Here is a 23,978-nt window from a genome sequence, read left to right as displayed (position 1 = left end):
GGCCGCGGTCCTGCGTAGGAATGGCCTGATTGTCCCCGCACTGCGGCCCGGCCCCGGCAGGCCGGGCTCAGCCGGCCGGCGGCGTGCGCAGGTCCAGCGTGAAGGGGAACTCCCGGCTGCCCGGCACGCCGATGGTGGCCGGCGCCACGGCCAGCCGGCCCGGGGTGTGGCCCATGCGGAAGAAGCGCGCGAGGCGGCGGCTCTCGGCCTCGTAGGCGTTGACCGGAAAGGTCACGTAGTTGCGGCCGCCCGGGTGGGCCACGTGGTACTGGCAGCCGCCCAGGGAGCGGCCCATCCAGGTGTCGACGATGTCGAAGACCAGGGGCGCGTGCACGCCGATGGTGGGGTGCAGCGCCGAGGGCGGGTTCCAGGCGCGGTAACGCACACCCGCCACGAACTCGCCGGCCACGCCGGTGGGCTGCAGGGGCAGGGCGTGGCCGTTGACGGTGATGGCGTGGCGGCTGTCGTTCAGGCCGGTGACCCGCACCTCGATGCGCTCCAGCGAGGAGTCGACGAAGCGCACCGTGCCGCCGATCGCGCCTTCCTCGCCCATCACGTGCCAGGGTTCCAGCGCGGTGCGCAAGGTCAGCTCGATGCCGCGCGAGGCGACCTCGCCCACCAGCGGGAAGCGGAACTCGAAGTGCGGCGCGAACCAGGCCGCGTCGAAGGCGAAGCCGGCCTCGCGCATCTCGGCCAGCACGTCGTGCAGGTCCATCTGCACGAAGGCGGGCAGCATCCAGCGGTCATGCAGCTGCGTGCCCCAGCGCGTGAGCGGGGCCCGGTACGGCGTCTTCCAGAAGCGGGCGACCAGGGCGCGGATCAGGAGCTGCTGGACGATGCTCATTCGCGCGTGTGGCGGCATCTCGAAGGCGCGCAGCTCCAGCAGGCCCAGGCGGCCGGTGGCGGAGTCGGGCGAGTACAGCTTGTCGATGCAGAACTCGCTGCGGTGGGTGTTGCCGGTCACGTCGACCAGGATGTTGCGCAGCGTGCGGTCCACCAGCCAGGGCGGCATGTGCTGGGCATGCACGAGGCGGTTCCGCTCGATCTCCTTCATCGCGATCTCCAGCTCGTACAGCTGGTCGTTGCGCGCCTCGTCGACCCGCGGGGCCTGGCTGGTGGGGCCGATGAACAGGCCCGAGAACAGGTAGGACAGCGAGGGGTGGTTGTGCCAGTAGGCGACCAGGCTGGCGAGCAGGTCGGGCCGGCGCAGGAAGGGCGAGTCGGCCGGCGTGGCGCCGCCCAGGACGAAGTGGTTGCCGCCCCCGGTGCCGGTGTGGCGGCCGTCGGTCATGAACTTCTCGGCGGTGAGGCGCGTCTCGAAGGCCGCCTCGTAGAGGAACTCGGTGTGGTCCACCAGCTCGCGCCAGTTGCGCGCCGGGTGGATGTTGACCTCGATCACGCCCGGGTCGGGCGTGACCTGCAGCAGCTTCAGGCGCGCGTCGCGCGGCGGCGGGTAGCCCTCCAGCACGATCTTCACGCCGAGCTCCGCGGCGCTGGCCTCGACCGCGGCCAGCAGGTGCAGGTAGTCCTCCAGGCGCGCCAGCGGCGGCATGAAGACGTACATCACGCCGCTCTTGCCGCCGTGGTCCTTCTCGGCCTTCGGGCCGTTGGCGCGCTGCGGGTCGCGCACCTCCACGCACAGCGCGGTGCGGGTGATCCAGTGGGCGGATTCGAAGCGCGCCGGCTGGCGGGCGAAATCCGCGGGCTCGGGCTGGCGCGGGGCGGAGCCGGAGCCGGAGCCGGAGCCGGCCGCCGGCGCGCCGCCCTGCATCGCCACCGTGCCGCCCTCGGCGAAGCCGCCGCCGGCCGCTTGCGGCGTGTACTGCGCGCGGATTCGGGCCGGGTGGGGCAGTTCGTCCCGCGCGGCGTAGTGGTCCTGTTCGACCAGGTACGGATAGTCGGCCTGGCTGACCCAGGGCAGCGAGTCCAGCGGCAGGCGGTAGCCAATGGGCGAGTCGCCCGGCACCAGGTACATGCGCTCGTCGCGGAAGAACCAGGGGCCGGTGGACCAGGCCGGGCCGCCCCGCGCCGGGTGGACGCCCTCGGCCTGCAGCGGCAGCACGTAGCCCACTACCGTGTCCAGCCCCTGGCTGAAGACGCGGCGCAGCCGCTGGCGCTCGAGCTCGTCGTCGAGCCGGGAGTCGAACGGGTCCACGTTCACCGGCAGGCGGCGCTCGCGCCACAGGTAGTACCAGGCGTCCTCGTGGCCGGGGGTGACGAATTCGTCGGTGAGCCCGAGGTTGCGGGCCAGGGTGCGGATGAAGCGCCCGGCGTCCTGCGTCGTGTAGCGGTGCGTCTCGCGCTCGTCGGCGAACAGCGCCGGGTCGTGCCAGCAAGGCAGGCCGTCGGCGCGCCAGAAGATGGACAGCGCCCACCGGGGCAGCTGCTCGCCCGGGTACCACTTGCCCTGGCCGAAGTGCAGGAAGCCGCCATGGCCGTAGGCCTTGCGCAGCTTGTCCACCAGGGCGGTGGCGTAGCCGCGCTTGGTCGGGCCCAGGGCGTCGGTGTTCCACTCGGGCGCGTCGCGGTCCGCGGTGGCGACGAAGGTGGGTTCGCCGCCCATGGTCAGGCGCACGTCGCCCTCCTCCAGGGCGCGGTCCACCGCCTCGCCCAGGGCCAGCACGCCGGCCCACTGGTCCTCGGTGTAGGGCTTGGTCACGCGCGGCGATTCGTGGATGCGCGTGATCTGCATGGTGTGGCCGAACCGGACCTCGGCCTCGTCGACCAGGCCCTCGATGGGCGCGGCGCCCGAGGGCTGGGGCGTGCAGGCCAGGGGGATGTGGCCCTCGCCGGCGAGCAGGCCCGAGGTCGGGTCCAGGCCGATCCAGCCGGCGCCGGGCAGGAACACCTCGCACCAGGCGTGCAGGTCGGTGAAGTCGATGCTGGTGCCGCTGGGGCCGTCCAGCGATTTCACGTCGGGCGCGAGCTGGATCAGGTAGCCCGAGACGAAGCGCGCGGCCAGTCCCAGGTGCCGCAGCAGCTGCACCAGCAGCCAGCCCGAATCGCGGCAGGAGCCGCTGGCCTTGTCCAGCGTCTCCTCCGGCGACTGCACGCCGGGCTCCATGCGAATGAGGTAGCCGATGTCCTGCTGCACCCGCTGGTTCAGCGCGACGAGGAAGTCGATGGTGGGGCGCTCGCTGCGGTCGATGCGGTCCAGGTAGGCCTGCACCCGGGGGCCGGCCGGCTCGGCGGCGAGGTAGGGGGCCAGCTCCTGCGCCACGCCCGGCTCGTAGCGGAAGGGGAATGTCTCGGCGGCGGGCTCGAGGAAGAAGTCGAACGGGTTGTAGACCGCCATTTCGACCACGATGTCCACCGTGACCTTGAATTCGGTGGTCTTGTCCGGAAAGACGAGGCGGGCCTGGTAGTTGGAGAACGGGTCCTGCTGCCAGTTGATGAAGTGGCCGGCGGGCTCGACCTTCAGCGAATACGACACCACCTTGCTGCGGCAATGCGGGGCCGGGCGCAGGCGCACGACCTGCGGGCCGAGCTGCACCGGACGGTCGTACGTGTAGTGGGTGACGTGGTTCAGGGCGGCATGGATGGACATGCAAACCATGCTAGCAAGGGCCGGACCAAGCGCCTGGCCCGCGGCCGGCGGCGGGTGTCGTCAGGCGGCGCCTGCAGGCTGCCGGCGCCGGGCCAGCACCGACTCCAGCGCCGCGATGTCCACCGGCTTGGTCAGGTGGTGGTCGAAGCCGGCCTCGGCGGCGCGGCGCTGGTCGTCCTCGGCGCCCCAGCCGGTGACCGCGACCAGCAACGCTGCGGTGCCCAGCGGCCCGGCGCGCAGGCGCTGGGCCACCTCGTAGCCGGACAGCCCGGGCAGGCCGATGTCCAGCAGCACCACCTCGGGGCGCCAGCCCGGCGCCAGGGCCAGGGCCGCCGGGCCGTCGTGGCAGGTTCGCACCTCATGGCCGGACAGCGAGAGCATCATCGCCAGGCTTTCCGCGCCGTCGACGTTGTCGTCCACCACCAGGATGCGGCGGCCCGTGCCGGCGCCCGCGCCGGCGGCTCCGGTCGCCGGCGCAGGCGCGGCGGCTGCCGGCGGCGCGGCCAGCGGCAGGCGTACGGTGAAGCGGCTGCCCTGGCCCAGCCCGGCGCTTTCCGCGCCCACCTCGCCGCCGTGCAGTTCCACCAGCTGGCGCACCAGCGACAGGCCGATGCCCAGGCCGCCCTGGGCCTGGGCCAGGGTGCCGCCGGCCTGGGCGAACAGGTCGAACACCCGGGGCAGCATCTCGGCGCTGATGCCGGTGCCGTCGTCGGTGACGCGCACCGCGGCGTGGCCGCCCTCGTCACGCGCCGACAGGCCGATGTGGCCGCCCGCCGGCGTGTACTTGGCCGCGTTATTGAGCAGGTTGCTCACGACCTGGGCCAGGCGGGTGAGGTCGCCGTCGACCCACAGCGGCTCGGGCGGCACCTGCAGCGCCAGGTGGTGGCGGCTGTCCTCGAGCGCCGGCCGGCTGGCCTCCAGCGCGTTCTCCAGCACCGCCTGCAGGGTGATGCGCTCGATGCGCAGGTCGACCTTGCCTCGGCTGATGCGCGAGACGTCGAGCAGGTCGTCGACCAGGCGGACCATGTGGGCGAGCTGGCGCTCCATCATGTCCCGCGCCCGGGCCGCCGGGCCGGCGAGCTGGCCGCTGCGGCGCAGGACCTCGAGGCCGTTGCGGATCGGGGCCAGCGGGTTGCGCAGCTCGTGCGCCAGGGTGGCGAGGAATTCGTCCTTGCGGTGGTCGGCCTCGCGCAGCGAGGCGACCAGGCGGGCGTTGTCCAGGCAGGTGGAGGCGATGGCCGCCATCTGCACCAGCACCGCCTCGTCCGCCGGGCCGAAGGGGTCCCCGGGGCGGCCGGCCAGGCGCACCTGCCCCAGGGCCTGGCCGCCGGGGCCGGCCAGGGACGCGGCCAGGCGGGCGGCGTCGGGGCCGGGCGCCTCGTCGCCAGCCTGCGAGAGCGCCTCCACCGCCCGCGCGCCCGGCCCGGCCGGCGCCAGCGAGGTGGCGGCGTGCTGCGCGCCCAGGATCTCGCGGGCCTGCTGCGTGAGCACATGGGCGATCTCCTCGGCCGAGAGGCTGGCGTGCATCAGGCGCGCGGCCTCGGCCATGCGGGCCAGCAGGCGGGCGTGGCGGCGCTCCTCCTCGAGCAGGCCGGCCAGGCGCTTCTCGACCCGCTTCTGCTCGGTGACGTCGGTGGACACGCCGCACACCGCATAGGGCTGGCCCTCCTCGTTGACCAGCGGAAACTTGCTCGACAGGTAGGTCACCGGCCGCCCCCGCAGCCAGGTGGTCTCCTCGGCGACCATGAGCCGGCCCGAGGCCAGCACCTGCCGGTCGTTGCGGCGCAGGGCCTCGGCGGTCTGCGGGCCGAAGACGGCCTCGTCGGTGGCGCCATGGGCCTGCTGCTCGGTCAGCCCCATGCGCTCGCGCCAGGCGCGGTTGGTGAGGAAGTAGCGGCCCTCCAGGTCCTTGGCGAAGACCAGCGCGCCGGCGCCGTCGATGATGGTCTGGGTCAGGCGCTGGGCATGCCGCAGCTGCTCCTCGGCCTGCTTGCGCGCGCTGATGTCCACGTGGCTGAGGATCAGGCCGTGGCCGTGGAAGGGCCGGCGCGCATGCATCAGGAACCAGCGCGGCGGCTGGCCGGGGCAGGGGCGGGCGTGCTCCACCACGCACTCCTGGCCCTGGCCGGCGAGCAGGGCGCGCAGGGCCTGGAGGATCTCGCCGGCGCCGGCGTCGCCCGACGCGGCGGCGCGGTGGCAGGCCTCGAGGTAGTTGGCCCCGACCTGCGCCCCCGGCAGGCCGCCGCCGGGGCAGTCCCGGCTGAAGCGCTCCCAGGACTCGTTGGCCGCCCGCACCGCGCCCTCGTCGTCGAGGACCAGCACATGCTGGGGCAGGGAGTTGAGCACGCCCCGGGCGAAGGCCTCGCTGCGCTGCAGGGCGGCGTCGCGCTCGCGCAGCTCCTGCTCCATGGACCAGCGCACCAGGGCGTTGTCGACCGCGCGGGCCAGCACGTAGGGGCTGAGCCAGCCCTCGCCGATGTAGTCCTGCGCGCCGGCGCGCAGCAGGCGCGGGCCCAGCTCGCGGCCGGTGCCGGGCGTGATGACCACCACCGGGCACGCGGTGACCCCGCCGTCGCCGGCGAGGCGGGCGACCAGGTCCAGCGGGTCGGTGCCGGCCAGTGGCGCGGCCAGCAGCAGGTGGCCGGGCGGCGCCCCGCAGGGTTCGCTGCGCGCCAGGTGCAGCGCCTGCTCGCCGTCGGCGGCCGGGTGGATGGCGCAGGCGCGGGCGGCCCCGCTGCGCAGGAGCTCGCCGACCCATTCACGGTCCTGGGCATCGCTGCCCGCGAGGATGACCTTCAGCGGCTGGGCGCGGGGCGCGGCTGGCATGGGCGGTGGTCCGTCGGTTAGGAAAAAGGGATCTGTTTTCGCGCGGGGCCCGGTATTCTTCGGCCGCCCCGGGCCTGCCGGGACAGGGGAGGGCCATGCCATCGACGGGACGCGCGGGATGGGTGCTGGGCGGGTTGCTGCTGGGTCCTGCCCTGCAGCTGCGGCAGCCGCTGCTGTGGGAGGCCTGGGCCTACCTGCTGGCCGGGGCGGGCGGGCTGCTGCTGGCGGTCCTGGCGATCCGGGCGGCCCCGGCCGCGCGCTGGCCGGGGTGCGCAGGCGCCCTGTTGCTCGCCGGCTTCGCGGGCCTGGCCTTCGGTATCACCGGCCTGCGCGCCTGCGCCTTCGAGGCCCGGGCCCTGCCCGCGGACCTGCAGGGCCGCGACCTGCGGGTGGTGGGCGTGGTGGCGGCGATGCCCCAACCGGGGGAGCTGGGCCCGCGCTTCGTGTTCGCCCCCGAGGCGGCCTGGCGGGGCACCGAGGCGGTGCGCCTGCCGCCGCGCATGTTGCTGTCCTGGTATGAACGTTCGTATGCGGCGCGCACCACGGCGGTGCCTGGCCCGGCGGAATTGCCCGTAGCCGGGGACCGCTGGGAATTCACCGTACGGCTGAAGGCGCCGCATGGCGCGCGCAACCCCCATGGCGGCGACGCCGAGCTGTGGTTCTGGTCGCAGGGCCTGCAGGCCACCGGCTACGTGCGCGACGGCCCCGGCACGCCCGCGCGCCGGCTGGGCCGCACCCACCGCCACGACCTGGAGCGGGCGCGCCAGTCGGTGCGCGACGCGCTGCTGGCGCATGTGGCGGCGCCCGCCGAGGCCGGCGTGCTCGCCGCGCTGGCCGTGGGCGACCAGGCCGCCATCGACCGCGCCGGGTGGGACCTGTTCCGCGCCACCGGCGTGGCCCACCTCGTCAGCATCTCGGGCCTCCACGTGACGATGTTCGCCTGGGCCGCCGCGGCCGCCGTGGGCGCGCTGTGGCGGCGCAGCGGCCGGCTCTGCCTGGCCTGGCCCGCGCCCTCGGCGGCCCTGGCCGGCGGGGTGGCGCTGGCGGCGCTGTACGCCGCCTTCAGCGGCGGCGGCGTGCCGTCGCAGCGCACTGTCTGGATGCTGGCCACGGTGGCCGCGCTGCGGCTGGCCGGCCGGCGCTGGCCCTGGCCGCGCACCTGGGCGCTGGTCGCGGCGGTGGTGGTGACGGTCGACCCCTGGGCCCTGCTGCAGCCGGGCTTCTGGCTCAGCTTCGTCGCGGTGGGCGTGCTGTTCGCCACCGGGGACGGGGACGGAACCGCGCCGCCGGCCGCCTCCCTCCCGGGCCGGGCCCGCGCCCTGCTGCGCGAGCAGGCGGTGGTCACGGTGGCCCTGGCGCCGCTGGGCCTGCTGCTGTTCGGGCAGCTCTCGCTGGTGGGCCTGCTGGCCAACCTGGCGGCCATCCCCTGGGTGACCCTGGTGGTCACGCCGCTGGCCCTGGGCGGGGCGCTGTGGCCGGGGCTGTGGTCCGCCGGGGCCTGGGCGGTGCAGGCCCTGCTGGCCGTGCTGCAGGTGCTGGCCTCGGTGCCCCTGGCCGTGCTCTCGGTGGCCGCGCCGCCGCTGCCGCTGGCCGCGGCGGCCCTGCTGGGCGGGCTGCTGCTGGTGCTGCGGCTGCCCCTGTCGCTGCGGGCCCTGGGCTTGCCGCTGCTGCTGCCGGTGCTGCTGTGGCAGCCGGCCCGTCCGGCACCGGGCGAGGTGGAACTGCTCGCGGCGGACATCGGCCAGGGCAACGCGGTGCTGGTGCGCACCGCGCGCCATTCGCTGCTCTATGACACCGGCCCCCGCTACAGCGCCGAGGGCGATGCCGGCCACCGGGTGCTGGTGCCGCTGCTGCGGGCGCTGGGCGAGCGGCTGGACGTGGTGGTGGTGAGCCACCGTGACAGCGACCACAGCGGCGGCGCCCCCTCGGTGCTGGCGCAGCAGCCGCAGGCCCGGCTGCACAGCTCGGTCGAACCGGAGCACCCGCTGGCGCAGGCCCATGCGCCGGTGCGCTGCGAGGCCGGCCAGCGCTGGGCCTGGGACGGCGTCGTGTTCGAGTTCCTGCACCCGCGGGCCGCCGACTACGCGCACCCGGGCCAGCCGCCCAATGCCCTGAGCTGCGTGCTGCGGGTGCAGGGGGCGGGCGGGTCGGCCCTGCTGGCCGGCGACATCGAGGCGCCGCAGGAGCGCCGCCTGCTGGCCGACGGCGCCATCACCCCGGTGGACCTGCTGCTGGTGCCGCACCATGGCAGCAAGACATCGTCCACGCCCGGCTTCCTCGACGCGGCCCGGCCCAGGCTGGCGCTGGTGCAGGCGGGCTGGCGCAACCGCTTCGGCCACCCGGCACCTGCGGTGGTGGCGCGCTACGAGGCACGCGGCATCGAGGTGGTCGCCACCCCGGCCTGCGGCGCGGCGCGCTGGAGTTCGGCCCGGCCGGGGCAGGTGGGATGCGAGCGCAACCAGTCGCGACGATACTGGCAGCACCGGCCCTGAGAACCGCGGCGCGACGGGGCGGCATCCCCGGCGCGCGACCTGGATCAACCGGAGGCGGCCCGGATATTGCTAACCTGCTGCGAGGAGTTGTTAGCGCATGCAGAGATTTGACGAAATGCTCGCGCGCCTGCCCGGCACCGGCGCGGTCGCATTCAAGGACGGGTCCATCGACGCCGTCCGCCCGCACTACGAGGCCTATGCCCGCTGGCTCGCCCGCCAGCCGCAGGAGGTGATGCAGGCCCGGCGCGAGGAGGCGGAGATGATCTTCCGCCGCGTCGGCATCACCTTCGCGGTCTACGGCGCGAAGGACGAGGACGGCTCGGGCACCGAGCGCCTGATTCCCTTCGACCTGATCCCCCGCATCATCCCCGCCCACGAGTGGCGCTGCATGGAAAGGGGCCTGGTCCAGCGCGTCACCGCCCTGAACCGCTTCCTGCACGACGTCTACCACGACCAGGAGATCCTCAAGGCCGGCGTCATCCCCGCCGAGCAGGTGTTGAACAACGCCCAGTTCCGCAAGGAGATGATGGGTGTCTACACCCCGCACCGGGTCTACTCGCACATCGCCGGCGTGGACATCGTGCGTGCGCCCAATGCCCAGGGCGAGGGCGAGTACTACGTGCTCGAGGACAACCTGCGCGTGCCCTCCGGCGTGAGCTACATGCTGGAAGACCGCCGCATGATGATGCGGCTGTTCCCCGACCTGTTCAGCCAGCACCGCGTGGCCCCGGTCATGCACTACCCGGACCTGCTGCTGGAGACGCTGCGCGCCTCGGCCCAGCCCGGCGCCAACGACCCGACGGTGGTGGTGCTCACCCCCGGCATGTACAACAGCGCCTACTTCGAGCACGCCTTCCTGGCGCAGCAGATGGGGGTGGAGCTGGTCGAGGGCCAGGACCTGTTCGTCAAGGACCGCTACGTCTACATGCGTACCACCCGCGGCCCGCGCCGCGTGGACGTGATCTACCGCCGCGTGGACGACGACTTCCTCGACCCCGCCGTCTTCCGCCCCAACTCCACCCTCGGCTGCCACGGCCTGGTGGATGCCTACGCGGCGGGCAACGTGAGCATCTGCAACGCCATCGGCACCGGCGTGGCGGACGACAAGTCCATCTACCCCTACGTGCCGAAGATGATCGAGTTCTACCTGGGCGAGAAGCCGATCCTGAGCAACGTGCCCACCTTCATGGGCCGCAACCCCGAGGACCTGAAGTACATCCTGGCGAACCTCAAGGACCTGGTGGTCAAGGAGGTCCATGGCGCCGGCGGCTACGGCATGCTGGTCGGCCCGGCCTCGACGAAGCAGGAGATCGAGGACTTCCGCAAGGCGGTGGAGGCCAAGCCCGACGGCTACATCGCCCAGCCCACGCTGAGCCTGTCGTCCTGCCCCACCTTCGTGGACAGCGGCATCGCGCCGCGCCACATCGACCTGCGTCCCTTCGTGCTCTCGGGCCGGCAGGTGCAGATGGTGCCGGGCGGCCTCACCCGCGTGGCGCTCAAGGAAGGCTCCCTGGTGGTCAACTCGTCGCAGGGCGGCGGCACCAAGGACACCTGGATCCTGGAAGACTGAAGAACGACAAGGAGGCCCCCCATGCTGTCACGCACTGCCGACCACCTGTTCTGGATGTCGCGCTACACCGAGCGCGCCGAGAACACCGCCCGCATGCTGGACGTGAATTACCAGACCTCGCTGCTGCCGCAGTCGGCCGCCGTCGCCCAGCTCGGGTGGAAGGGCCTGCTGTCCATCAGCGAGCTGGTGCCGGCCTACCAGGCCAGGCACGGCGAGATCACGCCGCAGGCGGTGATGGAGTTCATGGTCAAGGACGAGGCCAACCCGTCGTCCATCATCTCCTGCCTGCGCGCCGCCCGGGAGAACGCCCGGGCCGTGCGCGGCTCGCTCACCACCGAGGTCTGGGAAACCCAGAACCAGACCTGGCTGGAGGTGAACCGCATGATCCGCGCCGGCGAGTTCGAGAAGGACCCGGGCCAGTTCTTCGAGTGGGTCAAGTTCCGCTCGCACCTCTCGCGCGGCGTGACGGTGGGCACCATGCTGATGGACGAGGCCCTGCACTTCATGCGCCTGGGCACCTTCCTCGAGCGCGCCGACAACACCGCGCGCCTGGTGGACGTGAAGTTCCACGCCGTGCACAGCGACTTCTTCGGCGCCGCCACGCAGCAGGACCAGGAGTACGACTTCTACCACTGGAGCGCGATCCTGCGCTCGGTCTCCGCCTTCGAGATCTACCGCAAGGTCTACCGCGACGTGATCACGCCCGAGCGCGTCGCCGAGCTCCTGATCCTGCGCCCGGACATGCCGCGCTCGCTGCACGCCAGCATGAACGAGGTGGTGGCCAACCTGGCCATGATCACCAACGACCAGTCCGCCGAGACCCAGCGCCGCGCCGGCCGCCTGCGCGCCGAGGTGCAGTACGGCAACATCGAGGAGATCCTGGCCACCGGCCTGCACGCCTTCCTCACGCAGTTCCTGGACCGCGTGAACGAGCTGGGCGTGCGCATCAGCCGCGATTTCCTCGTCCCGGCCCTCGCCTGAGCCACATCCGGCAACGCAAGTTGCCGCCGATGCGGGGACCCGCCGCCCGCTGACACTCCCGCGGCGGGGTTTGTGACTACGCTGGGAGCCTGAGCCCGCTGTGCGTCACGCTGGCGAGGCAGGCCATGTCCGACCCCGCTGCACCCCCACCCCCGCCGACCGGGCCGCTGCCCGAGGGCCACTACTGGCAGATCGTCGCCAGCGCGATCGACTACGCCATCGTCGCCCTGACGAAGGACGCCTGCGTGACCAGCTGGAACCTGGGCGCGCAGCGCATCACCGGCTGGAGCGAGGCGGAGATGCTCGGGCAGGGCGTGGAGCGGCTGTTCCTGCCCGAGGACCGGGAGGCCGGCGTGCCCGGGCGCGAGTGCGCGCTGGCCCTGAAGGACGGCCGCGCCATCAACGAGCGCTGGCACCTGCGCAAGGACGGCAGCCGCTTCTGGGCCTCCGGCGAAATGATGCGGCTGCTCGGCGATGACGGGCAGGTGCGCGGCTTCCTCAAGATCGTGCGGGACCGCACCGAGCAGCGCCAGCAGGCCCTGGACCTGCAGTTCCTGGCCCGCGCCAGCGAGGCCCTGGCCGAGATCACCGACGTGCCTTCCACGCTGGAGCGCATCGCCCACTTCTCCGTGCCGCATTTCGCCGACTATTGCTCGGTGGACGTGCTCGAGGCCGACGGCCAGCTGCGCCGGGTCGCCTTCGCGCACGGCGACCCGACCCGCCGGGCGCAGGTGGTGGCGCTGCATGAGCGCCTCCCGCCCGACCCGCAGACCCGGGGCGGGACCTGGCATGTGCTGCGGACCCGGCAGCCGGTGCTCGTGCCGCGGCTCACGCGCGAGGTGCTGGCGCAGGCCATGCCCTCGACCGAGCGGCGCGAGGCGGTGCTGGCGCTGGGCCTGCACTCGTACATCGCGGCGCCTCTGGTGGCGCATGGCCAGGCGCTGGGCGTCCTGAGCTTCGCCACCGCCGAATCGCAGCGCACCTACGGCGAGGCCGACCTGGCCCTGGCCGCCGACCTCGCGCGCCGCGCCGCCGTCGCCCTGCAGAACGCCCGCCTGCTGCGCGCCCTGCAGGAAGCCGACCGGGCCAAGGACGTGTTCCTGGCCACGCTCGCCCACGAGCTGCGCAACCCGCTCGCGCCGATCCGCAACGGGCTGTCCATCCTGCTGCGCGTGCCCGGCGACCGGGGCCGCGTGGAGCAGGTGGGCTCGATGATCGAGCGCCAGGTCGGCCAGCTCTCGCGGCTGGTCGACGACCTGCTCGATGTCTCGCGCATCGCCACCGGCAAGCTGGAGCTGAAGAAGGAGCCGACCAGCCTGCTCCCGGTGCTGGCCACGGCGTTGGAGATGAGCCGGCCCCACATCGAGGCGGCGCACCACCAGCTGGTGCTGTCCTTCACCAACGAGCCCACCGAGCTGCTGGCGGACCCGGCACGCCTGGCGCAGGTCTTCGCCAACCTCCTGAACAACGCGGCGCGGTACACGCGGCATGGCGGGCGCATCGAGGTGGCGGTGGAGGCGCAGGGCGAGCAGCTGGTGGTGCGCGTCCGCGACAACGGCGCCGGCATCGAGCCGGCGATGCTGCGGCGGGTGTTCGGGATGTTCACCCAGGTGCCGCAGCAGGACGAGCGCCGCCAGGGCGGCCTGGGCATCGGGCTGTCGCTGGTGGACGGCCTGGTGCGCCTGCACGGCGGGCGGGTCGAGGCGCGCAGCGAGGGGCCGGGCCGCGGCAGCGAGTTCGTCGTGTGGCTGCCGCGGCTGGCCCGCGGGCCGGCGCCGGCCCGGGAGGCCGACGCGCAAGCGCCGCCGGCCGCTGCCCCCGACGCGCCCGCGACGCCTGCCGCCCGGCGCGTGCTCGTCGTCGACGACAACATCGATGCCGCCAGCACCGTGGCGGACCTGCTGTCCATGTCCGGCTGCGAGGTCGACGTGGTGCATGACGGCGAGCAGGCCGTGGAGCACGCGCGCAGCTTCCGGCCCGACGTGGTGCTGCTGGACATCGGCCTGCCCGACATCAGCGGCTACGAGGCCGCGCGGCGCATCCGCCAGCTGGCGGGCGTGCGCCAGCCGCGGCTGATCGCGCTCACCGGCTGGGGCCAGGCGCAGGACAAGCGCCTGGCCGCCGAGGCCGGGTTCGACCAGCACTGGACCAAGCCCGTCGAGCCGCAGCGGCTGCTGGACCTGGCGGCGGCGGTCTGACTCCCACCGGCATTCCCGCCGACATTCCCGTCGGCATCCGCGTCGACATATCGCAAGGAGGTCGCCATGAAGGACAAGCCCGGCATCGAGCGCCAGCGCGAGCTGCAGCGCCAGCAGGACGAGAAGGACCAGGGCCGCGCGCAGGCGCGCCGGCAGGAGCAGGCAGGCGAGGGCCCGCGCGAGCCGCGGGCGGTGCAGGCCGGCCCGCAGCCGCAGCCCGAGCAGCTGCCCGCGCAGCACCTGCCGCGGCCGGCGCAGGAGGCGGACATGGAACTCAAGCCGCGCTTCCTCGCCCCCGACTACCGCGGCAGCGGCAAGCTCGAGGGCATGGCCGCCCTGGTCACCGGCGGCGACTCCGGCATCGGCCGTGCGGTGGCGGTGCTGTATGCGCGCGAGGGCTGCGACGTGGCCATCGTCTACCTCGCCTCGCACGACGACGCGCAGGAGACGAAGCGCTACGTCGAGGCCGAGGGCCGGCGCTGCGAGCTGATCCCGGGCGACGTGACCGACTCGGCCTTCTGCCGGGAGGCGGTGGCGCGCACCCTCGAGGCCTTCGGCCACCTGGACATCCTCGTGAACAACGCCGCCTTCCAGCTGCACGCGCATGCCATCGCCGACGTGAGCGACGAGCGCCTGGAGGAGACCCTGCGCACCAACGTCTGCGGCTACTTCTACATGGCCCGGGCGGCCGTGCCCCACCTGCAGCGCGGCGCCTCCATCATCAACACCGGTTCGGTGGTGGGCCTGCGCGGCAGCGGCGAGCTGCTGGATTACGCGGCGACCAAGGGCGCGATCCATGCCTTCACGCTGTCGCTGGCGCGCAGCCTGGTCGACCAGGGCGTGCGGGTCAACTGCGTGGCGCCGGGGCCGGTGTGGACGCCGCTGAACCCGGCGGACCGCGAGGCCGGGGCGGTCGCGAAGTTCGGCCAGTCCACCGACATGAAGCGGCCCGCCCAGCCCGAGGAACTCTCGCCGGCCTATGTCTTCCTGGCCGCGCCCTGCTGCGCCAGCTACATCACCGGGCTGGTGCTGCCGGTCACGGGCTCGGTGGGGGCGTCGTGATCGGGCCTACCATCGGCGCATGACCTCACGACTCAAGATCGATTTCGTCTCCGACGTGGTGTGCCCCTGGTGCGCCGTCGGCCTCGGTGGCCTGGAGCAGGCGCTGCAGCGACTGCAGGGGGAGGTGGAGGCGGAGCTGCACTTCCAGCCGTTCCAGCTCAATCCGCAGATGCCGCCCGAGGGCGAGGACATCGTGGAGCACCTGCAGCGCAAGTACGGCGCCACCCCCGAGCAGCAGGCGGCCAACTGGCAGGGGATCCGCGAGCGCGCCGCGGCGGCGAGCTTCGAGTTCCGCGCCGAGGGCCGGGGCCGCACCTGGAACACCTTCGACGCGCACCGCCTGCTGCACTGGGCGGGCGAGCAGGGCGGCGATGCGCAGCACCGCCTGAAGCGGGCGTTGCTGGAGGCCTACTTCGGCCGCGCGGAGAACCCCGCCGCGCCCGAGGTGCTGCTGGCCGCGGCCCGCGCCGCGGGCCTGGACGAGGCCGGCGCGCGCGCGGTGGTGGAGAGCGACGCGCATGCGGCCGACGTGCGCCGGCAGCAGCAGTTCTACGCCCAGGCCGGCATCACCGCCGTGCCCTCGGTGATCGTGAACGACCAGTACCTGATCCAGGGCGGGCAGCCGGCGCAGGCCTACGAGCAGGCGCTGCGGCAGATCGCGGGGCAGGCAGCGGCCGGCTGAGGCGGGCAGGGCGGTGGCCGGCTGAGGCGGGCAGGGCGGTGGCTGGCTGAGGCGGGCAGGGCGGTGGCTGGAACCCTGGCCCCTGAGCGGGTCAGGCCGCAGCCAGGTACTTGGCCCACAACCCCTTGAGCAGCGCGTGGAGCTGCTCATGGCGGCCCTCCCCGATGACCTGTGCCTCGTGCGCCTCGAAGCGCTCGAAGAGGCGGTCCATCGTGTCGGGGCCCAGCATCTCCTCGGCCATCGGGAACAGCTCCTCGTTCTCCTTGCGGATGTGCGCCTGCAGCAGCTCGCGGTAGCCGCGCGCCGCCTCGGCGAAGCGTGCCGGGTCCAGCGCGGGCGCCAGGCTGGCCGCCATCCGGGCGATCCAGTCGCGCCCCTGCGCGTGTTCGTCGAGCAGCGCGCCGACGGGCCCGCCCTGCGCGGGAAGGCCCGCCCCCACCAGGGCGGGAAACAGGATGCCTTCCTCCTTGCCGTGGTGGCACTTGTCGGCGAACTCCTGCAGGAAGCCCAGGAAGGAGGCCAGGTCGGCGGTGTCGAGCGGCTGGCCGGCGGCGGCACGCTGTTCGAAGCGCTCCAGGATTCGCAGGGCGGCCAGGATGGCCTCGTGTTCATGGCGCAGGTCGTCGATGGCGCGGCTCATGGGACGCCTCCTTCTCGGGGGTTGATGGGGGTCTGCGATCCCTGCGGGCGGCGGGTCGTGGATCCACGGCCGCTCGCCCTGCCAGGGGGAAGTCGACGGGTGCAGGGCGGGACGGATGGAGCCATTCAACCCACCTGGAGATGGCGCAGCCTCAAGGCATTGGCGATGACGCTGACCGACGACAGCGCCATCGCCGCCGCCGCCACCACCGGCGACAGCAGCAGCCCGAAGGAGGGGTACAGCAGCCCTGCGGCCAGCGGAATGCCGGCCACGTTGTAGGCGAAGGACAGGAACAGGTTCTGCCGGATGTTGCGCATCGTGGCCCGTGAAAGGCGGCGCGCGCGCACGATCCCCAGCAGGTCGCCATGGAGCAGGGTCACCCCCGCGCTCTCCATCGCGACGTCGGTGCCCGTGCCCATGGCGATGCCGACCTCGGCGGCGGCCAGCGCCGGCGCGTCGTTGACGCCGTCGCCGGCCATGGCCACCACGCGGCCCTCGCCGCGCAGGCGCTGCACGATGCGGGCCTTGTCCTCGGGGAAGACCTCCGCCACCACCTCGTCGATGCCCAGCTCGCGGCCCACCGCCTCGGCCGTGGTCCTGCCGTCGCCGGTGAGCATGACGATGCGCACCCCGGCGTCGCGCAGGCCCTGCAGGGCCGCCGGGGTGGTGGCCTTGACCGGGTCGGCAATGGCGACGAAGCCGGCGAGCCGGCCGTCCAGGGCCACGAAGACCACGGTGGCGGCCCGGGCGCGCTGCGCCTCCGCGGCCGGCTGCAGCGGCGCGGCGTCCACCCCGCGCTCGGCGAGGAACCGGGCGCCGCCGCACAGGACGGCCACGCCTTCCACCGTGCCGAGCACGCCCTTGCCCAAGGGGGAGTCGAAGGCCTGCGCGTCCGGGAGCGCCAGCCGGCGCGCCTGCGCCTCCTGGACCACGGCCAGGGCCAGCGGGTGCTCGCTGGCGCGCTCGACGCTGGCCAGCTTGCGAAGCAGGTCCTCGGCGGCGAAGCCGGCCGCCGCCTCGATGTGGACGACCCTGGGCCGCCCCTCGGTGAGGGTGCCGGTCTTGTCCACCACCAGCGTGTCCACCTTCTCCAGGCGCTCCAGGGCCTCGGCGTCGCGAACCAGCACGCCGTGCTGCGCGCCCCGGCCCACGCCGACCATGATGGACATGGGCGTGGCCAGCCCCAGCGCGCAGGGGCAGGCGATGATCAGCACCGCCACCGACGTGACGAGGGCATGCGACAGCGCGGGCGCCGGCCCCGCCACCAGCCAGGCCGCGAAGGTCACGAGGGCCACCCCGATCACCGCGGGCACGAACCAGGCCGAGACCTGGTCGGCCATGCGCTGGATCGGCGCCCGGCTTCGCTGCGCCGCCGCCACCATGTGCACGATCTGCGAGAGCAGGGTGTCCGCGCCGACCTTCTCGGCGCGCATGACGAAGCCCCCGGTCTGGTTCATCGTTCCGGCGGTGACCTTGGCGCCTGGCGCCTTGGCCACCGGCATCGGCTCGCCGGTCACCATGGACTCGTCCACCGTGCCCCTGCCCTCGGTGACTTCGCCGTCCACCGGCACCTTCTCGCCCGGGCGCACGCGCAGCAGGTCGCCCACCTGCAGCGTCTCGATGGCCACGGTCTGGTCCGGGCCGCCGGACGCCACGCGCACCGCCGTCCGGGGCGCCAGGGCCAGCAGCGCCTGGATGGCGCCCGAGGTCTTCTCGCGCGCCCGCAGCTCCAGCACCTGCCCCAGCAGCACCAGCACCGTGATGACGGCGGCCGCCTCGAAGTACACGGCCACCGCGCCCCCGGGCCCGCGCAGCGGCGGGGGAAACAGGCCGGGGGCGAGGGTGCCGGCCATGCTGTAGGCCCAGGCGGCGCCGCTGCCCAGGGCGATCAGCGTGAACATGTTCAGGCTGCGGTGGACCAGCGAGGCCCGGGCGCGCTCGAAGAAGGGCCAGCCGGCCCAGAGGACGACGGGTGTTGCCAGGAGCATCTGGACCCAGCTGGCGGCCTGCGCCGGCACCCGGTGGCCGATGTCGAACAGGTGGCCTCCCATCTCCAGGGCGAACACCGGCAGCGTGAGCGTCAGGCCGATCCGCAAACGCCGCGTCATGTCCCGCAGCTCGGCGCTCTCGCCGGCCCCGCCCGTGGCGATCACAGGCTCCAGGGCCATCCCGCAGATCGGGCAGGACCCCGGCTCCGCCTGGCGCACCTGCGGATGCATCGGGCAGGTGAACACGCCTGGCCTCCCGCCCGGCCTACCTGCGCGGCATGGCGGCCTCGCGGTCGACCATCATCTGCATCATCTGCTCCATCATGGCCATGCGTCGCTCCATCTGCTGGTGCATCGCAATCATCCCGGACATGCCGGGCATTCCAGGGGCGCCGGGACCGGCGCCGGACGCCGGCGGCTGGGGCCGCATCATCCCCATGCCGCCCTGGCCGGCCGTGGTGCCGGGGCCGCCCATGCCGCGCATCTGGCCCATCATGGCCATGCCTGACTGCATCAGCTTCATGTGCTCGTCCATCAAGGCCGCGCGCTCGGCCGGGGTCCTGGCCGACTGCATGCGCTGGCGCATGTCCTGCATGGCCTTCATCTGCTGGTCGAAGGCGTCCGGCGTGGCCGGGGCCCGCGCCGTCGGCGCGGCGGCCGCCGGGGCGCTGCCGGGCGGATGGTGGGCCGAGTGATCTTCCTCGGCCTTGGGCGCCTGGGCGACGGCGCAGCCGGCGACCGCGAGGGTGGCCAGGGTGGAAGCAACGATCCGCAGGCGCATGGTGCTCTCCTTGTGAAGGCTCCCTCGCAGCATCCGACGGTTGGGGCCGGTGCATCTTGACCTGCATCAACGGCGGTCGCGGGCCGCTGCTTGCAGGTCCGACCCTGGATTTGCAAACGATTACCCGGCCGCATCGGCCGCATCGGCCGCATCAGCCGCATCAGCCGCATCAGCCGCATCAGCCGCATCAGCCGCATCAGCCGCATCGGCCGCCGGCCCCTGCCGCCAGGCGGCCCGCAGCTTCCAGGGCGCGCGGCGGCACGCGGCCGAACCCGCTTGATCCGGATCAATCCGGTGCGTGTTTCGCCCGCGGATGTCGCCATGCGGCCGCCAGCCCGCACTACGCTGCGCGGTGCGATCCGCCCGCGGCTGTCGGCCCGGCGCCCGTTCAATCCCACCAGGAGCCCCCATGGCAGGCATGATGAAAGCAGCCGTCTTCGTCGAGAAAGGCCGCATCGAAATCGTCGACAAGCGCATCCCCGACGTAGGCCCGAACGACGCGCTCGTGCGCATCACCACGACCACCATCTGCGGCACCGACGTCCACATCCTCAAGGGCGAGTACCCGGTGGCCAAGGGCCTGACCGTCGGCCACGAGCCGGTGGGCGTGATCGAGAAACTCGGCAGCGCCGTGCAGGGCTACACCGAGGGCCAGCGCGTGATCGCCGGGGCCATCTGCCCCAACTTCAACTCCTACGCCGCGCAGGACGGCGCGCCCTCGCAGGACGGCAGCTACCTGGTGCCCCAGGGCCTGTGCGGCTGCCACGGCTTCAAGGCCACGGCGGGCTGGCGCTTCGGCAACCTGATCGACGGCACGCAGGCCGAGTACGTGCTGGTGCCCGACGCGCAGGCCAACCTCGCACCGATCCCCGACGGGCTGACCGACGAACAGGTGCTGATGTGCCCGGACATCATGTCCACCGGCTTCAAGGGCGCAGAGAACGCCGGTATCCGCATCGGCGACACGGTGGTGGTGTTCGCGCAGGGCCCCATCGGCCTGTGCGCCACCGCCGGCGCCCGCCTGCTGGGCGCCTCCACCATCATCGCGGTGGACGGCAACGACCACCGGCTGGACATCGCGAAGCGGCTCGGCGCCGACCTGACGCTCAACTTCCGCCACTGCGACGTGGTCGACGAGGTCATGAAGGCCACCGGCGGGCGCGGCGCCGACGCCTCGATCGAGGCGCTGGGCCTGCAGTCCACCTTCGAGTCGGCGCTGCGCGTGCTCAAGCCGGGCGGCACGCTGTCCAGCCTGGGCGTGTACGCCAGCGACCTGACGATCCCGCTGTCGGCCTTCGCCGCCGGCCTGGGCGACCACCGCATCGTCACCGCCCTGTGCCCCGGCGGGAAGGAGCGCATGCGCCGCCTGATGAACGTGCTGGCCTCGGGCCGCGTGGACCTGGGCCTGATGGTGACCCACCACTACGAGCTCCAGGACATCGTGGCCGCCTACGACCTGTTCGCCAACCAGCGCGATGGCGTGCTCAAGGTGGCCATCAAGCCCTGACTCAGAGCCCGAACCTGGCCCCCGCGCCCAGCAGGGTGGCCACGCCCAGGGCGGCGAAGACCGCCGCCGCGATCGAGTGCACCAGCTTCATCGGGATCCGGTTGGCCAGCTTGTCGCCGACGAACACCGCGGGCACATCGGCGATCAGCATGCCCAGCGTGGTCCCGATGACCACCATCAGCGGCGCCGCGTAATGGGCGGCCATGGCCACGGTGGCGATCTGGGTCTTGTCGCCCATCTCGGCCAGGAAGAAGGTGATCAGGGTGGCGCCGAAGACGCCGAAGCGCTGGGCGACCCGGGTCTCGTCCTCCTCGATCTCGTCCGGGATCATCGTCCAGACCGCCATGCCGATGAAGGAGGCGCCCAGCACCCAGCGAAGCACTTCCGGGCTGATCGCCGAGGTGATCCAGGCCCCGAGCGCGCCGGCCAGGCCGTGGTTGACGACGGTGGCCGCGAGGATGCCGAGGATGATGGGCAGGGGCTTCTTGAAGCGGGCGGCCAGGATGAAGGCCAGCAGCTGCGTCTTGTCGCCGATTTCCGCGAGGGCGACGACGCCGGTCGAGACCAGGAGGGATTCCATGATGAATGCAAGGCCGGTTCAAGGACGATTGACCACGACGCATCCCCGGCCAGAAAACGGAGGCATCGTGGTCAAAGGTCTTGCCAGGCACGGGAACCGCTTGCGCCATGTCCTGCGGGACAAGTGTGTTGACGCAAGCCTCTTTCGCGGGGAAAGAGCGGCTACTCCCCAATGACGGGCGGATTCTAGCAGCCGCGTCTCACTCGTACGCCGACATCGGCACGCAGCTGCAGAACAGGTTGCGGTCGCCGTAGACGTTGTCCACCCGGCCCACCGGCGGCCAGTACTTGGCGTGGCGGCGGTCGCCCAGGATGGCGGCGCCGGCCTCGCGCGGGTAGGCATGCCGCCACTCGCCCTGGAGGAGGGCGGCGGCCGTGTGCGGGGCGTGCTTGAGCGGGTTGTCGTCCTGCGGCCACTCGCCGCGCTCGACGCGGCGGATCTCCTCGCGGATCGCGATCATCGCGTCGATGAAGCGGTCGATCTCCTCGAGCGTCTCGCTCTCGGTGGGCTCCACCATCAGCGTGCCGGCCACCGGGAAGCTCAGGGTGGGCGCGTGGAAGCCGTAGTCGATCAGGCGCTTGGCGACGTCCTCGGCGGTTACGCCGGAGGTCTCCTTCAGCGGGCGCAGGTCCAGGATGCACTCGTGCGCCACATGGCCGTTCTCGCTGGCGTACAGGGTGGGGTAGTGGTCCGCCAGCCGCTGGCTGATGTAGTTGGCCGAGAGGATGGCCGCCTCGGTCGCCTGGCGCAGGCCCTCGGCGCCCATCATGCGCACGTACATCCACGAGATCGGCAGCACCGCCGCATTGCCCAGGGGGGCGGCCGAGACCGCGCCCACCGGCCGCTCGCCCAGGCCGCCGGCGGCATGCCCCGGCAGGAAGGGGACCAGGTCCTCCACCACGCACACCGGGCCGACGCCCGGGCCGCCGCCGCCGTGCGGGATGCAGAAGGTCTTGTGCAGGTTCAGGTGGCTCACGTCGCCGCCGAACTCGCCGGGCGCGGCCACGCCCACCAGGGCGTTCATGTTGGCGCCGTCCACGTAGACGCGGCCGCCGTGGCGGTGCACCAGGGCGCACAGCTCCTTGACCTGGGTCTCGAACACGCCGTGCGTGCTGGGGTAGGTGATCATCACCGCGGCCAGCTTGTCCGAGTGCTGCTCGCACTTGGCCTGCAGGTCGGCCAGGTCCACGTTGCCCATGGCGTCGCAGGCGGTCACCACCACCTGCATGCCCACCATCTGCGCGCTGGCCGGGTTGGTGCCGTGCGCGGAGGAGGGGATCAGGCAGACGGTGCGGTGGTGGTCGCCGCGGCTCTCGTGCCAGGCCTTGATCGCCAGCAGGCCGGCGTACTCGCCCTGCGAGCCGGCATTGGGCTGCAGGCTGATGCCGGCATAGCCGGTGGCCTGGCACAGCCAGGCGCGCAGCTGCTCGTCGAGCTCGGCGTAGCCCTCGAGCTGATCACGCGGCGCGAAGGGGTGCAGGTGGGCGAACTCCGGCCAGGTGATGGGGATCATCTCGCTGGTGGCGTTCAGCTTCATGGTGCACGAGCCCAGGGGGATCATGCTGCGGTCCAGGGCCAGGTCCTTGTCCGACAGCGCGCGGATGTAGCGCAGCATGCCGGTCTCGCTGTGGTGCGTGTTGAACACCGGGTGCGTGAGGTAGGCGCTGGTGCGGCGCAGCGACTCGGGGATCAGCGGCTCCACGCCCTTCTCGAAGGCCTCGAAGCCGGGCACGGCCTGGTCGCGGCCGGCGAAGGCGGACCACAGCAGGGTGAGGTCCTCGCGGGTGGTGGTCTCGTCCAGCGAGATCGACAGCGTGGTCGCGTCGACGTGGCGCAGGTTGGCGCCGGCGGCCAGGGCGCGCTCGGCGATGCGGCGCACCGCCTCCTCGCCGGCCTTCACGCACAGGGTGTCGAAGGCGGTGGCGTTCACGGCCTGGAAGCCCAGCTGCGCGAGGCCGCGCGCCAGGATGGCCGTGTAGGCCGCAACGCGCTGCGCGATGCGCCGCAGGCCCTGGGGGCCGTGGTAGACGGCGTACATGCTCGCCACCACCGCCGGCAGCACCTGCGCGGTGCAGATGTTGGAGGTGGCCTTCTCGCGGCGAATGTGCTGCTCGCGCGTCTGCAGCGCGAGGCGGTAGGCGGGGTTGCCGTGGCTGTCCACGCTCACGCCGACCAGGCGGCCGGGCAGCGAACGCTTGTACTCGTCGCGGCAGGCCATGTAGGCGGCGTGCGGGCCGCCGGCGCCCATGGGCATGCCCAGGCGCTGGGTCGTGCCGACCACGATGTCCGCGCCCCATTCGCCGGGCGGCACGATCAGCGCCAGGGCCAGCAGGTCGGCGGCGGCGATGAAGGCGCCGTGCTGGGCGTGGGTCTTGTCCGCGTCGGCGCGCAGGTCGTCGATCCGGCCGGTGGAGGCCGGGTACTGCGCGAGCGCGGCGAAGTGCTCGCCGGCCAGGGCCGCGGCCCATTCATCGGCGGTCGTCGTGACCAGCACCTCCAGGCCCAGGGGCTTGGCGCGGGTGCGCACCACCTCGATGGTCTGCGGGTGGCAGTCGCCCGAGACCACGAAGCGGTTGGACTTGCTCCTGACGCTGCGCTTGGCCAGCGTCATCGCCTCGGCGGCGGCGGTGGCCTCGTCCAGCATCGAGGCGTTGGCGATGGGCATGCCGGTCAGGTCGCAGACCATCGTCTGGAAATTGACCAGCGCCTCCATGCGGCCCTGGCTGATCTCGGCCTGGTAGGGCGTGTAGGCGGTGTACCAGGCCGGGTTCTCCAGGATGTTGCGCAGGATCACCGGCGGCGTGAGCGTGCCGTAGTAGCCCTGGCCGATGAAGCTGCGCATCACCTTGTTGCGCGAGGCGATGGCCTTGAGCTCGGCGAGCGCGGCGGCCTCGGTCACCGCCGGGGGCAGCTTCATCTCGGTGCTGCGCGCGATCGAGCGCGGCACGATGCCTTCGATCAGGGCGCGGCGCGAGGCTTCGCCCACGACCGAGAGCATGTGGCGCTCGTCGGCCTCGGAGATGCCGATGTGGCGCGGGATGAATTCGCTGGGGTTCTCGAGTTCGCCCAGCGGGCGGGCGGCTTGCATCAGCATCGCGGCGGGTCCGTCAGAGGTGTTGGGGAG

14 protein-coding genes and 1 riboswitch are annotated in these 23,978 nt (G+C 72.9%); of the genes, 7 read left to right on the top strand and 7 right to left on the bottom strand.

The annotated features are described in order from the left end of the window. Positions 1–67 precede the first annotated feature (67 nt). Complete coding sequence (locus tag ACFQZY_RS01750; protein WP_377411831.1) at positions 68–3,547, bottom strand: DUF2126 domain-containing protein; 3,480 nt, start codon at positions 3,545–3,547, stop codon at positions 68–70. Positions 3,548–3,607: 60 nt separating this feature from the next. After that, positions 3,608–6,373 carry an ATP-binding protein gene (locus ACFQZY_RS01745; RefSeq protein WP_377411828.1) on the bottom strand — a complete coding sequence of 922 codons (2,766 nt, stop codon included), beginning with the start codon at positions 6,371–6,373 and terminating at the stop codon, positions 3,608–3,610. 95 nt (positions 6,374–6,468) lie between these two features. On the opposite strand from ACFQZY_RS01745, the gene ACFQZY_RS01740 reads away from it, so the two are divergent. From ACFQZY_RS01740 to ACFQZY_RS01715, 6 genes are all read left to right on the top strand, one after another. Next, positions 6,469–8,865, top strand: a complete 2,397-nt coding sequence (locus tag ACFQZY_RS01740) for a DNA internalization-related competence protein ComEC/Rec2 (protein WP_377411826.1) — start codon at positions 6,469–6,471, stop codon at positions 8,863–8,865. 97 nt (positions 8,866–8,962) lie between these two features. Next, a complete protein-coding gene (locus ACFQZY_RS01735) occupies positions 8,963–10,435 on the top strand; it encodes a circularly permuted type 2 ATP-grasp protein (protein WP_377411824.1) in 1,473 nt (490 codons plus the stop codon). Between the two features lie 21 nt (positions 10,436–10,456). Next, the gene (locus tag ACFQZY_RS01730) at positions 10,457–11,416 is read left to right on the top strand and encodes an alpha-E domain-containing protein (protein ID WP_377411821.1); all 960 of its coding nucleotides are present in this window, start codon (positions 10,457–10,459) and stop codon (positions 11,414–11,416) included. A 125-nt stretch (positions 11,417–11,541) separates the two neighbouring features. After that, the gene (locus tag ACFQZY_RS01725) at positions 11,542–13,614 is read left to right on the top strand and encodes an ATP-binding protein (protein WP_377411819.1); all 2,073 of its coding nucleotides are present in this window, start codon (positions 11,542–11,544) and stop codon (positions 13,612–13,614) included. A 66-nt stretch (positions 13,615–13,680) separates the two neighbouring features. Then, positions 13,681–14,676 (top strand): SDR family oxidoreductase, encoded by a 996-nt coding sequence (locus ACFQZY_RS01720; RefSeq protein WP_377411817.1) that lies wholly within the window; start codon positions 13,681–13,683, stop codon positions 14,674–14,676. A 19-nt stretch (positions 14,677–14,695) separates the two neighbouring features. After that, entirely contained in the window at positions 14,696–15,358 is a 663-nt protein-coding gene (locus tag ACFQZY_RS01715; RefSeq protein WP_377411815.1) for a DsbA family oxidoreductase, read from the top strand. Positions 15,359–15,449: 91 nt separating this feature from the next. Here the strand turns inward: ACFQZY_RS01715 and ACFQZY_RS01710 are convergent, their stop codons facing one another. From ACFQZY_RS01710 to ACFQZY_RS01700, 3 genes are all read right to left on the bottom strand, one after another. Beyond that, positions 15,450–15,998, bottom strand: a complete 549-nt coding sequence (locus tag ACFQZY_RS01710; RefSeq protein ID WP_377411813.1) for a hemerythrin domain-containing protein — start codon at positions 15,996–15,998, stop codon at positions 15,450–15,452. A 125-nt stretch (positions 15,999–16,123) separates the two neighbouring features. Continuing rightward, entirely contained in the window at positions 16,124–18,217 is a 2,094-nt protein-coding gene (locus ACFQZY_RS01705; RefSeq protein WP_377412614.1) for a copper-transporting P-type ATPase, read from the bottom strand. Positions 18,218–18,251: 34 nt separating this feature from the next. Then, positions 18,252–18,767, bottom strand: a complete 516-nt coding sequence (locus ACFQZY_RS01700) for a hypothetical protein (RefSeq protein WP_377411811.1) — start codon at positions 18,765–18,767, stop codon at positions 18,252–18,254. Between the two features lie 409 nt (positions 18,768–19,176). Here ACFQZY_RS01700 and ACFQZY_RS01695 point away from each other — a divergent pair, with 409 nt between their 5' ends. Further along, on the top strand, positions 19,177–20,274 hold the full coding sequence (locus tag ACFQZY_RS01695; RefSeq protein WP_377411809.1) for an NAD(P)-dependent alcohol dehydrogenase: 1,098 nt from the start codon (positions 19,177–19,179) through the stop codon (positions 20,272–20,274). 1 nt (position 20,275) lies between these two features. Here the strand turns inward: ACFQZY_RS01695 and ACFQZY_RS01690 are convergent, their stop codons facing one another. Both ACFQZY_RS01690 and gcvP read right to left on the bottom strand, forming a co-directional pair. After that, positions 20,276–20,854 (bottom strand): TMEM165/GDT1 family protein, encoded by a 579-nt coding sequence (locus ACFQZY_RS01690; protein WP_377411807.1) that lies wholly within the window; start codon positions 20,852–20,854, stop codon positions 20,276–20,278. An 8-nt stretch (positions 20,855–20,862) separates the two neighbouring features. Next, positions 20,863–21,036: riboswitch (yybP-ykoY riboswitch) on the bottom strand. Between the two features lie 17 nt (positions 21,037–21,053). Beyond that, entirely contained in the window at positions 21,054–23,948 is a 2,895-nt protein-coding gene (gene gcvP, locus ACFQZY_RS01685; protein ID WP_377411805.1) for an aminomethyl-transferring glycine dehydrogenase, read from the bottom strand. Positions 23,949–23,978: the final 30 nt, after the last annotated feature.

The organism is Ramlibacter sp. GCM10027632 (assembly GCF_042675325.1).
Lineage (GTDB): Bacteria > Pseudomonadota > Gammaproteobacteria > Burkholderiales > Burkholderiaceae_C > Ramlibacter.
Note: the sequence above shows the minus strand (reverse complement) of the source record. Positions and strands in the feature narration are given on the sequence as shown.